Here is a 13,771-nt window from a genome sequence, read left to right on the forward strand (position 1 = left end):
TCAGCCCTTCATCAGATTGACGTCTTCAACCGCGATCGAGCCGCGGTTGCGGAAATAGACCACCAGCACGGCGAGACCGATCGCTGCTTCCGCAGCGGCCACGGTCAGCACAAGCAGCGCGAACACCTGCCCGACGATGTCGCCGAGGAAGGTCGAGAACGCCACCATGTTGATGTTGACGGCGAGCAGGATCAGCTCGATCGACATCAGGATGACGATGATGTTCTTGCGGTTCAGGAAGATGCCGAGAATGCCCAGCGTGAACAGGATCGCTGCGACCGCCAGATAGTGTCCGAGACCGATCGTCATTTGACCCAGCTCCCCGCGTCGGCGTCCTGCAGGCCCTGCCCGGTCGCGACCTTGCGCACTTCCATCGCCAGTTCCGGATTGCGCGCGTTCTGAACATTAATGTCCTGGCGCCGGACTTTGACCTTGTGACGCAGCGTCAGCACGATCGCACCGATCATCGCCACCAGCAGCACCATGCCAGCCAGCTGGAAGTAATGGATGTACTTCGTATAGAGCACGAGGCCGAGCGCCTCCGTGTTGCTCACATTCGTCGGGATGGCCGCCGTGATCGACTTGGTGACGTTCGGGTTCATTACCCAACCACCTGCGACCAGCAGCAATTCGGCAAGGAAGATCGCGCCGATCACGAGACCAAACGGCAGATACTGAATGAAGCCTTCGCGCAGCTGCGTGAAGTCGACGTCGAGCATCATGATGACGAACAGGAACAGCACCGCGACGGCGCCGACATAGACGACGATCAGCAGCATCGCGAGGAATTCGGCGCCCATCAGCACGAACAGGCCCGAGGCGTTGACGAAGGCCAGGATCAGGAACAGGACGGAATGCACGGGATTGCGCGAGGCAATCACCATGACCGCGGAAGCCACGCAGATGCTGGCGAACAGATAGAAGAACAATGCGGGAAGGATCATCTGGTCACCTTACCGGTACGGCGCGTCGAGTTCGATTGACTTCGCAATCTCGCGCTCCCAGCGGTCGCCGTTGGCGAGCAATTTCGCCTTGTCATAATAGAGTTCCTCACGCGTCTCGGTGGCGAACTCGAAGTTCGGTCCCTCGACGATCGCATCCACCGGACAGGCCTCCTGGCACAGTCCGCAATAGATGCATTTCACCATGTCGATGTCGTAGCGGACGGTACGGCGCGTCCCATCGTTGCGGCGCGGGCCGGCTTCGATGGTGATGGCCTGCGCCGGACACACCGCTTCGCAGAGCTTGCAGGCGATGCAGCGCTCTTCACCGTTCGGATAGCGGCGCAGCGCATGCTCACCGCGGAAACGCGGCGAGATCGGCCCCTTCTCGAACGGATAGTTCAGCGTCGGCTTCGGCTTGAAGAAATACCGCATGGCGAGGACGAACGCCGAAACGAACTCCGCCAGCAGAAGCGAATGAGCTGTTGCCCTGATATTCATAGTGACCTCATTTCGGAGCAAGGCCCCCGAATTGCAGCACGGCAGCGACGATGATGACGTACGCCAACGACAGCGGCAGAAACACCTTCCAGCCCAGACGCATCAGCTGGTCATAGCGGTAGCGCGGCACGATCGCCTTCGCCATCGCAATCAGGAAGAACATGAACATCACCTTGATGGCGAACCAGATGATGCCTGGCACCCAGGTGAATGGCGCGAACGGGATCGGCGACAGCCAACCGCCAAGGAACAGGATCGTTGCCAGCGCACACATGGTGACGATGGCAACGTATTCACCGAGCATGAACAGCAGATACGGGGTCGAGCCGTATTCCGTCATGAAGCCCGCGACCAGTTCCGATTCCGCTTCGACGAGATCGAAGGGCGGACGGTTGGTTTCAGCCAGCGCCGAGACGTAGAAGATCACGAACATCGGGAACAGCGGGATCCAATACCAGCCGAGAATGCCCCACTTCGAATCCTGCGCGGCGACGATGGCCGTCAGGTTCAGCGAGCCGACGCAGAGCAAGACGGTGATGATGACGAAGCCGATCGAGACTTCGTAGGACACCATCTGCGCGGCGGCGCGCAGTGCCGACAGGAACGGATACTTCGAATTCGACGACCAGCCGGCCATGATGATGCCGTAGACCGACAGCGACGAGATCGCGAAGATATAGAGCACGCCGACATTGATGTCGGAGATCACCCAGCCGAGATCCATCGGGATCACCGCCCAGGCCGCCAGCGCCAGCACGCAGGACACCAGCGGTGCCAGCAGGAACACGCCCTTGTTGGAGCTAGAAGGAACCACGGGTTCCTTCAACACGAATTTCAGCAAATCCGCGAAGGATTGCAGCAGGCCGAATGGTCCGACCACGTTGGGTCCGCGGCGGATCTGTACCGCCGCCCAGATCTTGCGATCAGCCAGCAGGATGTAGGCAATCGCAATCAAGAGCACCACGAGCACAAGGAGGCTCTGCGCGACCATGATGATCAGCGGCCACAGCGTGCTTGTCCAGAATTCAGCCATCGGTTTACTCCGCCGCCGTCAGCATCTGGCCGGAGGCCAAGCGGGAGCATTCCGCCATGATGGCTGACGCACGCGCGATCGGGTTGGTCAGGTAGAAGTCCTCAACGGAGGCCTTGAAAGGTGTCTTGTCGACGGTGCCACCCTTGCCCGCAAGGGTCTTAATCGCACCGGCATCGCCGGCCTCGATCTGATCGATGCGCATCAGGTGCGGTGCAGCCTTGAAGATCGCCTGCCGCAGCGCAGCCAGCGAGTCGTAAGGCAGCTTGTGGCCGAGCACGTCGGACAATGCGCGGATCACTGCCCAGTCCTCGCGGGCATCGCCCGGCGGGAAACCGGCGCGCTCCGCCATCTGCACGCGGCCTTCGGTGTTGACGAAGATGCCGGACTTTTCGGTATAGGCCGCACCCGGCAGGATCACGTCGGCGCGATGCGCACCACGATCACCATGGGTGCCGATGTAGACGACGAAGGTGCCGTCGGCGACTTTCACGTCGTCGGCGCCGAGCGAGAACAGCACGTCGAGCGAACCGGCCGATGTCATCTGCGCGAGGCTCAGGCTGCCCGATGTCGGCGCGAAGCCGATATCGAGCGCGCCGACGGTCGAGGCCGCCGTCTGCAGCACCGCAAAACCGTTCCAGCCGTCCTTGATAACACCGAAGTCCGAAGCGAGCTTGGCAGCCGCCGCCAGTACCGCAGCGCCATCGGCACGTGCGGCCACGCCGGCACCAACCAGCACGATCGGGTGCTTGGCGTTCTTCAGCACATCGGCGAAGGCGTTCTTGCCGGCGGCGAGTTCGGCCAGCGAGTCCGTGCCGGCGCCGAGATAGTCGTAGCGATAGGTCAGATCGGCCTTCTCGCCGATCACGCCGACCTTCAATGCACCGGTGCGCCATGCCTTGCGGATGCGCGCGTTGAGAACGGCGGCTTCCTTGCGCGGATTGGCGCCCACGATCAGCAGCGCATCGGCCTGCTCGATGCCGGCGATGGTCGGGTTGAAAATGTAGGACGCACGGCCGGTGGCCGTATCGAAAGCGCCCGCGCTCTGGGTCGCCAGATTGGCCGAACCCATGCTCGCGAGCAGTTGCTTCAGCGCGAACATTTCCTCGACGGCGGCGAGATCGCCAGCGATGGCACCGATCTTCTTGCTGCCGGCAACCTTCGCAGCGATGGCACTGAACGCTTCAGCCCAGGTCGCAGCGCGCAGCTTGCCGTTGTCGCGGATATACGGACGATCGAGGCGCTGCGTGCGCAGGCCGTCGACGATGTGGCGCGTCTTGTCGGAGATCCATTCCTCGTTCACGGCCTCATTGACGCGCGGCAGGATGCGCATCACTTCGCGGCCACGGGTATCGACGCGGATCGCCGAGCCGACGGCGTCCATGACATCGATGGACTGGGTCTTGCCGAGCTCCCACGGACGCGCGGCGAAAGCGTAAGGCTTCGAGGTCAGCGCACCGACCGGGCAGATATCGACCAGGTTGCCCTGCAGCTCCGAGGTCAGCGCCGTTTCGAGGAACGAGGTGATTTCCATGTCCTCGCCGCGACCGGTGGCACCCATTTCCGGCACGCCGCAGATTTCTGCAGCAAAGCGGACGCAGCGCGTGCACTGGATGCAGCGGTTCATCGAGGTCTTGACCAGCGCACCGAGATACTTGTCCTCGACCGCGCGCTTGTTTTCGGCAAAGCGCGACGTGTCGACGCCATAGCCCATCGCCTGGTCCTGCAGATCGCACTCGCCGCCCTGATCGCAGATCGGGCAATCCAGCGGGTGGTTGATCAGCAGGAATTCCATCACACCTTCGCGTGCCTTCTTGACCATCGGCGAACGGGTCGAGATTTCCGGCGGTTCTCCCTTGGGACCAGGCCGGCAATCGCGCACACCCCAGGCGCAGCTCGCGACCGGCTTCGGTCCGCCCTTCACCTCGACCAGACACATGCGGCAGTTGCCGGCGATCGACAGGCGCTCGTGGTAGCAGAAGCGCGGGATTTCGGCGCCGGCGGCTTCACACGCCTGCAGCAGCGTGTATTCCGCGGGGACCTCGATCTCTTTGCCGTCGATGATCAGTTTCGTCATAGCCATGCGCCCTACTCCGCCGCGACCAGATGCGCGGGATCGAGGATGCCCTGATCGTCGAGCGTCGCCTTGCGGCTGAACTCTTCGATGCGGCGTTCGATCTCCGGGCGGAAGGCGCGGATCAGGCCCTGCACCGGCCACGCGGCGGCATCGCCGAGTGCGCAGATGGTGTGGCCTTCAACCTGCTTGGTGACTTCGAGCAGCATGTCGATCTCGCGCTTGTGAGCGCGGCCTTCGACCATGCGGCTCAGCACGCGCCACATCCAGCCGGTGCCTTCACGGCACGGCGTGCACTGGCCGCAGCTCTCATGCTTGAAGAAGTAGCTGATGCGGGCAATCGCTGCGACGACATCGGTGGACTTGTCCATGACGATGACGCCGGCGGTGCCGAATGACGACTTCACCGCGCGTGTGCCGTCGAAATCCATGATGAGTTCTTCGCAATCCGCAGCCGGGATCAACGGGCACGATGCGCCGCCCGGGATGATCGCGAGCAGATTGTCCCAACCGCCGCGAATGCCACCGCCGTGTTTCTCGATCAGTTCACGGAACGGAATGCTCATGGCGTCTTCAACGACGCAGGGCGTGTTGACGTGGCCGGAGATGCCGTAAAGCTTGGTGCCGACATTGTTCGGACGGCCGATCGAGGCGAACCATGCAGCGCCGCGGCGCAGGATGTCCGGCGCAACAGCGATCGACTCCACATTGTTCACCGTGGTCGGACAGCCGTAGAGACCGACATTGGCCGGGAATGGCGGCTTCAGGCGCGGCTGGCCCTTCTTGCCTTCAAGGCTTTCGAGCAGTGCAGTCTCTTCGCCGCAGATATAGGCGCCGGCGCCGTGCGCGACATAGAGGTCGAACGGGAAGCCGTGAATGTTGTTCTTGCCGATCAGATTGGCCTCATAGGCCTGATCGATCGCCGCCTGCAGATGCTCGCGCTCCCGAATGAATTCGCCGCGGACATAGATGTAACCGACATGGGCGCCCATGGCGCAGCCGGCGATCAGGCAGCCTTCGACCAGCGTATGCGGATCGTGCCGCATGATCTCGCGGTCCTTGCAGGTGCCGGGCTCGGACTCGTCAGCATTGACGACGAGATAGCTCGGGCGGCCGTCGGCATTGTCCTTGGGCATGAAGGACCACTTCATGCCGGTCGGGAAACCCGCACCGCCGCGGCCACGCAGGCCCGACGCCTTCATCTCGTTAACGATCCAGTCGCGGCCCTTGTCGATGATGGCCTTGGTGCCATCCCAGCCGCCGCGACGGCGTGCGCCGGCGAGACCCCAGTCGTCGAGGCCGTAGAGATTGCGGAAGATGCGGTCGTTGTCGTCGAGCATGGCTTCCTCGATCAGCGATTGGATTGCTTGTAGGCGAGCATCGCGGCGCAACCGCCGAACACAACGGCCCACAACAGACTGGATTCAAGCGTGGCGTTCAAAAAGAAACGCTGCAGCGAGAAAATGAACGCAGCTGCGACCATCGTATGCAGTGCGATGTAGAGCCACTTGTTCATTGCCGCGTCCCCCGACAGCGTTGCAAATTTCATCGACAGCACGCGCGTCATTTCTTCGGCTCCTTCGGAGTCTTCGGCTCCTTGGGAGCACCAGCTTTCGGCGGATTAGCCTTGGTCGCATCGGCCGCCGGCGGCTTCGGCGCCGGGCGCTCCTGCACATTGGCCGACTCGGTCTGCTTCTTCGGCTCCGCATCGGCGAGCGCGGGTTCCTTCGGCATATCCAGAACCTTGGTGTAACTGGCGGCGCCACCGCTCGTCATCACGCGCGCGCCGCCTTCGGGCGCTGCAAACTGACGGCCGATCTGCGAACCCGGCTTCGGCGGCGTGCCGGCAGCGAAACCATCGATCAGCTTGTTCATGCTCTCTTTGGTGAGGTCTTCGTAAGTGTCGCTCCAGATCATTGCCATCGGGGCGTTGACGCAGGCGCCGAGGCACTCGACCTCCTCCCACGAGAAATCGCCATCTGCGGACAGATGGAACGGGTCGTGATGGATGCGATGCTGACAGACGTCGATCAGATCGCCGGCGCCGCGCAACATGCAAGGCGTGGTGCCGCAGACCTGAATATGCGCCTTCTTGCCGACCGGCTGCAGCTGGAACTGGGTATAGAAGGTCGCGACTTCGAGCACGCGGATATAGGGCATTTCCAGCATGTCGGCGACGACGCGGATCGCTGCTTCCGACACCCAGCCTGCCTGTTGTTCCTGCGCACGCCACAGGATCGCGATCACGGCCGATGCCTGACGGCCGGGCGGATAATGCGTGATCTGCTCTTTCGCCCACGCCAGATTCTCGGGCGTGAATTCAAACGAAGCGGGCTGAACTTCTTTCGGAGCCAAACGGCGGACGGACATGTCTAGTCTCTCAATGAGTGCGGCGCGCCGCGCTCGCATTCAGGCTGTTGATGCGGTCGAGCCAGAACGCACTCGATGTGCCAAACACGTTGTAGCCAACATGTGTGGACACCTTGATGCGATCGAGGATCGACAACTCGGTCACGGTTTCGAAACGGTTGGTGGCGGGATCATGCACGATCAGCTTGAGCGGCGTTTGATCCAGGATAAAGCGTGAGACGGTGTGATGCGGGTCATTGCCGTGCTCTTCGCACATGATGACCGAGTCGCCCTGCAGCAATCGTGCGCCGCCCTTGATGGCCTCGATCTCGACGCCTTCGACGTCGAGCTTGATCAGATATTTGCCCGACATCGACACCTTGCCGTCGTCGAGCAGATTGTCGAGCGAGATCACCGGCACTTCCTCGCCGCCGGCATTGGGATCGCCGGCGATGCTGAAGGCTTCGTGCTTGGTGCCCGACAGATGCGCCGTGCCACGCTGCGAGCCAATCGCGCATTTGATGACGTCGAACCGGTCACCATTGATCCTGGCGTTAGTAGCAAGTTTGGCGAAATTGTCGAACGACGGCTCGATCGCGATCGCCTTGTGCGAGCCGAACGGTCCGCTCGACACCAGCACCGACCAGTATCCGTAATTCGCGCCGCAATCGAGCAGCGTGTAATCGACATCGATCGAGTTCCGGAACAACACCTCAAGCTCGTCTTCATAGGAGAAGGTGCGGTTGAGCAACTTGCTCCAGTAGCCATCGCCGAACGGGAACGCGAACAGCGCATCCGCATTCAGCTTCACCACGAGATCCCGCGCCGGCAGCACAGTCCTGCGCATCAGATTGGCGCACATGTTGTAGCCGCGATGCGAGAACGACGACGAGATCTTCGAGCCAACCACCAGCGCACAAGCCATCGCACGTTCCCAGAGATTCACGCTCTGGAGAACGCCGGACGCCCGGTCAAACTGGATGGGAGGCGTCAGCGTCACCGATCGACCTCTCCGAACACGATGTCGAGTGAACCGAGAATGGCCGACACGTCGGCGAGCAAATGGCCGCGGCACATGAAGTCCATGGCCTGCAGATGCGCAAAGCCCGGCGCGCGGATCTTGCACTTGTACGGCTTGTTGCTGCCGTCGGAGACGAGGTAGACGCCAAACTCGCCCTTCGGCGCTTCGACGGCGGCGTAGACTTCGCCTTCCGGAACGCGAAAACCTTCGGTGTAGAGCTTGAAGTGATGGATCAGCGATTCCATCGAACGCTTCATCTCGCCGCGACGCGGCGGGAAAATCTTGTTGTCTTCGACGGCAACGGCACCCTGTCCGTCTGGCGCGCGCATCTTGGCGATGCACTGCTTCATGATCTTGGTCGACTGCCGCATCTCTTCGACACGAATACAGTAGCGATCGTAGCAGTCGCCGTTCTTGCCGATCGGAACGTCGAAATCCATTTCGGCGTAGCACTCATAAGGCTGCGACTTGCGCAAATCCCAGGCGGCGCCGGAGCCGCGCACCATCACGCCGGAGAAACCCCACTTCCATGCGTCTTCCAGCGAGACCACGCCAATATCGACGTTGCGCTGCTTGAAGATGCGATTGCCGGTGAGCAGCGTCTCGAGATCGTCGAGCACCTGCGGGAAGGCATCGCACCAGGCGTCGATATCGTTGATCAGCTTGGGCGGCAGATCCTGATGCACGCCACCGATGCGGAAGAACGCGGCATGCATGCGCGAGCCCGAGGCGCGCTCATAGAACACCATCAGCTTCTCGCGCTCTTCGAACCCCCACAGCGGCGGGGTCAGTGCGCCGACGTCCATCGCCTGCGTGGTGATATTGAGAAGATGCGACAGGATACGGCCGATTTCGGAATACAGCACGCGGATCAACTGGCCGCGGCGCGGCACGGTAATGCCAAGCAGCTTTTCAGCAGCCAGACAGAACGCGTGTTCCTGGTTCATCGGCGCGACGTAATCGAGCCGGTCGAAATACGGGATCGCCTGCAGATAGGTCTTCTGCTCGATCAGCTTCTCGGTGCCGCGGTGAAGCAGGCCGATATGCGGATCGACGCGCTCGACGACTTCACCGTCGAGTTCCAGCACAAGGCGGAGCACGCCGTGCGCGGCCGGATGCTGCGGTCCGAAGTTGATCGTGAAATTGCGAACGTTGGGTTGTTCGGTCATGGCTTGACCTCTGCCTTCTCGTCACCGGGCAGCACGGGATAATCCGCGCCTTCCCAGGGCGAGAGGAAATCGAACTTACGGAATTCCTGATTGAGCCGGACCGGCTCATACACCACCCGCTTCTCCTGGTCGTCGTAGCGAACCTCGACGAAACCGGTGAGCGGGAAGTCCTTGCGCAGCGGATGGCCGTCGAAACCGTAATCGGTCAGCAGACGGCGCATGTCGGGATGGCCGACAAAGATCACGCCATAGAGGTCATAGGCTTCGCGCTCGAACCAGTCAGCGCCGGGAAACACCGAAATGATCGACGGCACCTGAGTTGTTTCGGATGCCAGACCTTTCAGACGGATGCGGGTGTTCAGCGTCGGCGACATCAAGTGATAGACGACGTCGAAGCGCTTTTCGCGCCCCGGGTAATCCACAGCCGTCGCATCGGTGAAGTTGACGAAGCGGCAGCGCGGATCGTCGCGCAAGAACTGCGCGACCTCGACGATCTTCGATGTTTCCACCGCGATCGTCAGCTGGCCGAACGCCACCTCATGCGCGAGCGCGGCACCCGGCAGGGCGCCGACAATCGTCTGACCCAGTGTGTCGAGCCTCACATCGTCCATGACAAAGCCTTAAGCGTTCGCGAGTCTTAGCGTTCAATCGTGCCGGTGCGGCGGATCTTCTTCTGCAGCAGCAGCACGCCGTAGAGAAGCGCTTCTGCGGTGGGCGGGCAGCCCGGGACATAAATGTCGATCGGCACGATACGGTCGCAGCCCCGAACCACCGAATACGAGTAGTGATAGTAGCCGCCGCCATTGGCGCAGGAGCCCATCGAGATGACGTAACGCGGCTCCGGCATCTGGTCATAAACCTTGCGCAGCGCCGGAGCCATCTTGTTGGTCAGCGTGCCGGCGACGATCATCACGTCGGACTGACGCGGCGAGGCGCGCGGCGCGAAGCCGAAGCGTTCGACGTCGTAACGCGGCATCGACACCTGCATCATCTCGACCGCGCAGCAGGCGAGACCGAAGGTCATCCACATCAGCGAGCCGGTGCGCGCCCAGGTGATCAGATCGTCGGTCGCGGCGACGAAGAAGCCCTTGTCGGACAGCTCGGCATTGACCTCGAGAAAATACGGATCGTTCGCGCCGACCGGCTTGCCGGTGGACGGATCGATGATGCCTTTCGGCGCCTGCGCGATCGCGGGAGCCGAGGCTATGACTGGGCTCAATCCCATTCGAGCGCGCCTTTCTTCCATTCGTAGGCGAAACCGATGGTGAGCACGCCGAGAAACACGATCATCGACCAGAAGCCGGTTGCGCCAAGCTTGCCGAAGGCCACTGCCCACGGAAACAGAAAGGCGACTTCCAGATCGAAGATGATGAAGAGAATCGCCACCAGATAGAACCGCACATCGAACTTCATGCGCGCATCGTCAAAAGCGTTGAATCCGCATTCATAGGCGGACAGCTTTTCCGGATCTGGCTGCTGGTAGGCGACGAGAAATGGCGCGATCAGCAAGGCCAGACCGATGACGGATGCGATGCCGATAAAGACCACAAGTGGGAGATAATTATGCAAGATGCCGTTCATCGGCGAGCCTTACTCCTGCGGCCCTGACTTTGCCACAGATTCGAACATTGGAATGGTTCTGAGGCTTAGCGCAGCGCAACAAGCCATGCAAGACAAGGGATGTTGACAGTTTCATGCCCTGCCATGCGCGGCGCGACGATTGAAACGCAACCTTGCCGATGCATCGCCGGCTGCGACAAACCTCCCGCAGATTCTCAAAAATCCGGCATGACTTCTCAATCGCCGGGACCGTCAAACCTCGCCCGTCGGCGGGTCAGACTTGGCGCTCCTTCCCGGCAACAACATGCCGTCCAGTTCGGCGCGTTTCCGCACCAGCAGCAACTCCGCGGCGGCGTTGTCCATGCCCGCCTGTCGCAACAGGCGGATCGCCGCGCCGAGCTCGGCGATCTGCGCCCGCAATGTGATGATCCTGAGTTGCGGCGGCTCGCTCACGCCAGACATGCCAGCCCCTCACGCTCCGCAATGAGCACCAGCAGGTCGGCCTGCATCCGCCGCAGGCGCATGGAGGCATTGGCACAGTCCAGCCCAGCATTGGTCAGCAGCCGGATATCCGACTGCACCCCTTTCATCTGGTAGCGCAGCCGGGCGATTCTGAAATTCAGGTTGGCGAGCTTGGTCATTTGCGATATAGAACAAAAAGAGAACAAATTGACAAGCCATTGTTTCGACCCAGATCGGATTTTTGGAGGTTCCCATGACCCTTGCTTTGAAGGCCCTGGCTTTGAAGACCCCGGCTTTGAACACCCGCGGTGAGATCGTCGTCCCCGCGATTGCCGCATCGGTATCGTCGTATGAGAGCCTGCCGGATCGCCTCTCCGGGCCGATGACTCGCGGCCAGGCGCTGACGCTGAAATCGCTGGCGATCGAGGCCTATCAGCCCAAACAATTCGAAAAGGACCTGACGCGCGCTGAAGCCGCGCGGCGAATCGAGGCGCTGAAGCAGGAAATCGCGCTCGCAGATTCGTTCTGAGCGCTGGCACGTCAAATGCCGCGCGTGACGTCTGCAACTCTATAATTCTCTTGAGGAAACTTGTGGGGACGACCGCGGATGGACCTGAATCCCGCCATTCCCGATGGAATGGCGCGAGAGACGGGACTCGAACCCGCGACCTCTGCCGTGACAGGGCAGCGCTCTAACCAACTGAGCTACTCCCGCGTGGATCGTCTGCAATCCCGCAGTGGGGCTGGACATAAAGGGACGTCCTTTTGAAGTCAAGGACGTTGCAGAACCATTCCCGGGGACATCACAAGAAGGCGTCGTTGCAGGCTTTGCGAGAAGGCCGTTTTAAGGCCGGAAATGCAAATAAGCCCCTGTTTGCAGGCAAAACAGCGGGGCGGCATCGCTCCGAATCGTTTAAGCCCTGCTGCGTCACAGGTTTAAGACAGACCACCAACGAGAAGGGCCAGATTCATGGCAAAAGCTGCAACCACCACCGCCGCGAAAGCGGCCACTCCTCCCACCATCACGCTGAAGCATCTCGCCGCGGCCCTGGCTGAAGATCACGAGCTGTCGAAGAAGAAGGCCGAAGAAATCCTCGGTGACATGGTGGAGCGCATCACCAACCACCTCAAGAATGGCGAGCGTATCCGTATCGTCGGCCTTGGCATCCTTCAGGTCCGCAAGCGCGCCGCCCGCATGGGTCGCAACCCGGCGACCGGCGAGCAGATCGAGATCGCAGCCAGCAAGAAGGTCGCGTTCCGGCCGGCCAAGGAACTCAAGGAAGCCGTCTGATCGACCGCTTGAACTGATCTCATTCCGGGCCGCGTCCTCGTGACGGCCCGGAATGAAACTTCTAAGCTGTGAGGACTTCTGCAATCAGATGGTGCCCTTTGACAGCAACTCCCCTCTTCGATTTCGCCCATGACGTGACTGCGTGCTTCCTGCGCTATGTGGTGATCGACACCCAGTCCGACCCCGCCTCCCCCACCTGCCCATCAACCGAAAAGCAGAAGGATCTCGGCCGCGTACTCGCGCAGGAACTGCGGGACCTGGGGCTCAGGGACGCGCATCTCGACGAGCATGGCTATGTCTATGCGACGATCCCCGCGACATCGGACAAGAAAGTGCCGGTGATATGCTTCTGCTCGCATATGGACACCTCGCCCGACTGCAGCGGCAAGGACGTCAAACCGCAGATCGTCAGGAACTATCGGGGCGGCGATATCATGCTGCCGGTGGACACAACGCAGGTCATCCGCGTCGCCGACAATCCGGCGCTGAAGGACCAGATCGGCCATGACATCATCACCACCGACGGCACCACTTTGCTGGGCGCCGACAACAAGGCCGGCCTTGCCGAGATCATGGATGCGGCACGTTTCCTGGTTGCCAATCCACAGATCAGGCACGGCACCATCAAGATCCTCTTCACGCCCGATGAAGAGATCGGCCGCGGCGTCGACAAGGTCGACCTGACAAAACTGGGCGCCGACTTCGCCTACACCATGGATGGCGAGACCGCCGGCTATGTCGAAGACGAGACTTTCTCGGCCGACGGTGCCGTCATCACCATCGAAGGCGTCAGCGCGCATCCCGGCTTTGCCAAGGGCAAGATGGAGCACGCCATCAAGATCGCCGCCGCAATCGTCGAGCGACTGCCGAAAGACACCTGTTCGCCTGAGACCACCGACGGCAAGCAAGGCTTCCTGCATCCGATCGGCATTTCTGGCGCGCTTGAAAAAGCGACGCTCAGTCTGATCGTGCGCGACTTCACAGATGACGGCCTTGCCGAGAAGGAAGCGCTGCTGCAATCCATCGTCGACGACGTGATGACGGCCTATCCGCATTCGACGGCGACACTCGAGATCAAGCAGCAATACCGCAACATGAAGCAGGTGATCGACCGCTATCCGCAGATGGTCGAATACGCCGTGGAAGCGATCCAGCGCGCCGGGCTCAAACCCGTCCGCAGCAGCATCCGCGGCGGCACCGACGGATCGCGGCTGTCCTTCATGGGCCTGCCCTGCCCCAATATCTTCGCCGGCGAACACGCCTTCCATGGCCGTACCGAATGGGTCAGCGTCCAGGACATGGAAAAAGCCGTGCAGACCATCGTGCATCTCGCGATGATCTGGGAAGAAAAAGCATGATGATGGCGTGTCTCT

18 protein-coding genes and 1 tRNA gene are annotated in these 13,771 nt (G+C 61.3%); 3 read left to right on the plus strand and 16 right to left on the minus strand.

Translation table 11 applies throughout. From position 1 onward, the window contains the following. From nuoK to LPB73_RS13180, 15 genes are all read right to left on the minus strand, one after another. Entirely contained in the window at positions 1-309 is a 309-nt protein-coding gene (gene nuoK, locus LPB73_RS13110) for an NADH-quinone oxidoreductase subunit NuoK (protein WP_068730883.1), read from the minus strand. After that, positions 306-944 carry an NADH-quinone oxidoreductase subunit J gene (locus LPB73_RS13115; protein ID WP_068730884.1) on the minus strand — a complete coding sequence of 213 codons (639 nt, stop codon included), beginning with the start codon at positions 942-944 and terminating at the stop codon, positions 306-308. Before LPB73_RS13115 ends, nuoK begins: the two co-directional genes overlap by 4 nt. A 9-nt stretch (positions 945-953) precedes the next feature. After that, positions 954-1,442, minus strand: a complete 489-nt coding sequence (nuoI, locus tag LPB73_RS13120) for an NADH-quinone oxidoreductase subunit NuoI (protein ID WP_089264557.1) — start codon at positions 1,440-1,442, stop codon at positions 954-956. A gap of 7 nt (positions 1,443-1,449) precedes the next feature. Beyond that, entirely contained in the window at positions 1,450-2,475 is a 1,026-nt protein-coding gene (gene nuoH, locus LPB73_RS13125) for an NADH-quinone oxidoreductase subunit NuoH (protein ID WP_089264558.1), read from the minus strand. Positions 2,476-2,479: 4 nt separating this feature from the next. Then, positions 2,480-4,549 carry an NADH-quinone oxidoreductase subunit NuoG gene (nuoG, locus tag LPB73_RS13130; protein WP_231081148.1) on the minus strand — a complete coding sequence of 690 codons (2,070 nt, stop codon included), beginning with the start codon at positions 4,547-4,549 and terminating at the stop codon, positions 2,480-2,482. Between the two features lie 11 nt (positions 4,550-4,560). Continuing rightward, on the minus strand, positions 4,561-5,886 hold the full coding sequence (nuoF, locus tag LPB73_RS13135) for an NADH-quinone oxidoreductase subunit NuoF (protein ID WP_068730888.1): 1,326 nt from the start codon (positions 5,884-5,886) through the stop codon (positions 4,561-4,563). Positions 5,887-5,897: 11 nt separating this feature from the next. Beyond that, a complete protein-coding gene (locus LPB73_RS13140; protein WP_089264560.1) occupies positions 5,898-6,113 on the minus strand; it encodes a hypothetical protein in 216 nt (71 codons plus the stop codon). Next, a complete protein-coding gene (gene nuoE / locus LPB73_RS13145) occupies positions 6,110-6,916 on the minus strand; it encodes an NADH-quinone oxidoreductase subunit NuoE (RefSeq protein ID WP_231080814.1) in 807 nt (268 codons plus the stop codon). Before nuoE ends, LPB73_RS13140 begins: the two co-directional genes overlap by 4 nt. A gap of 10 nt (positions 6,917-6,926) precedes the next feature. Further along, positions 6,927-7,895, minus strand: a complete 969-nt coding sequence (locus LPB73_RS13150; protein ID WP_231080815.1) for an FkbM family methyltransferase — start codon at positions 7,893-7,895, stop codon at positions 6,927-6,929. Then, positions 7,892-9,085, minus strand: a complete 1,194-nt coding sequence (locus LPB73_RS13155) for an NADH-quinone oxidoreductase subunit D (protein WP_231080816.1) — start codon at positions 9,083-9,085, stop codon at positions 7,892-7,894. Before LPB73_RS13155 ends, LPB73_RS13150 begins: the two co-directional genes overlap by 4 nt. Then, entirely contained in the window at positions 9,082-9,696 is a 615-nt protein-coding gene (locus LPB73_RS13160; RefSeq protein ID WP_089264563.1) for an NADH-quinone oxidoreductase subunit C, read from the minus strand. The genes LPB73_RS13155 and LPB73_RS13160 overlap by 4 nt, the downstream gene beginning before the upstream one ends. Before the next feature lie 26 nt (positions 9,697-9,722). After that, a complete protein-coding gene (locus LPB73_RS13165; protein ID WP_089264564.1) occupies positions 9,723-10,310 on the minus strand; it encodes a NuoB/complex I 20 kDa subunit family protein in 588 nt (195 codons plus the stop codon). Continuing rightward, positions 10,301-10,666, minus strand: coding sequence for an NADH-quinone oxidoreductase subunit A (locus LPB73_RS13170; RefSeq protein WP_068730894.1), 366 nt, complete (start codon positions 10,664-10,666; stop codon positions 10,301-10,303). The genes LPB73_RS13165 and LPB73_RS13170 overlap by 10 nt, the downstream gene beginning before the upstream one ends. A gap of 231 nt (positions 10,667-10,897) precedes the next feature. Continuing rightward, positions 10,898-11,107, minus strand: a complete 210-nt coding sequence (locus tag LPB73_RS13175) for a hypothetical protein (RefSeq protein WP_120290031.1) — start codon at positions 11,105-11,107, stop codon at positions 10,898-10,900. Continuing rightward, positions 11,095-11,286, minus strand: a complete 192-nt coding sequence (locus LPB73_RS13180; RefSeq protein WP_120290033.1) for a hypothetical protein — start codon at positions 11,284-11,286, stop codon at positions 11,095-11,097. Before LPB73_RS13180 ends, LPB73_RS13175 begins: the two co-directional genes overlap by 13 nt. Positions 11,287-11,360: 74 nt before the next feature. On the opposite strand from LPB73_RS13180, the gene LPB73_RS13185 reads away from it, so the two are divergent. Next, complete coding sequence (locus LPB73_RS13185; protein WP_231080817.1) at positions 11,361-11,636, plus strand: DUF3072 domain-containing protein; 276 nt, start codon at positions 11,361-11,363, stop codon at positions 11,634-11,636. 109 nt (positions 11,637-11,745) lie between these two features. Here LPB73_RS13185 and LPB73_RS13190 read toward each other — a convergent pair. Continuing rightward, positions 11,746-11,822: transfer RNA gene (locus LPB73_RS13190), tRNA-Asp, on the minus strand. A 255-nt stretch (positions 11,823-12,077) separates the two neighbouring features. On the opposite strand from LPB73_RS13190, the gene LPB73_RS13195 reads away from it, so the two are divergent. Beyond that, a complete protein-coding gene (locus tag LPB73_RS13195) occupies positions 12,078-12,398 on the plus strand; it encodes an HU family DNA-binding protein (RefSeq protein ID WP_068730898.1) in 321 nt (106 codons plus the stop codon). A gap of 98 nt (positions 12,399-12,496) precedes the next feature. Continuing rightward, the gene (pepT, locus tag LPB73_RS13200) at positions 12,497-13,756 is read left to right on the plus strand and encodes a peptidase T (protein ID WP_231080818.1); all 1,260 of its coding nucleotides are present in this window, start codon (positions 12,497-12,499) and stop codon (positions 13,754-13,756) included. Positions 13,757-13,771 lie beyond the last annotated feature (15 nt).

Source organism: Tardiphaga sp. 37S4 (genome assembly GCF_021044645.1).
GTDB classification, from domain to species: Bacteria; Pseudomonadota; Alphaproteobacteria; order Rhizobiales; family Xanthobacteraceae; genus Tardiphaga; species Tardiphaga robiniae.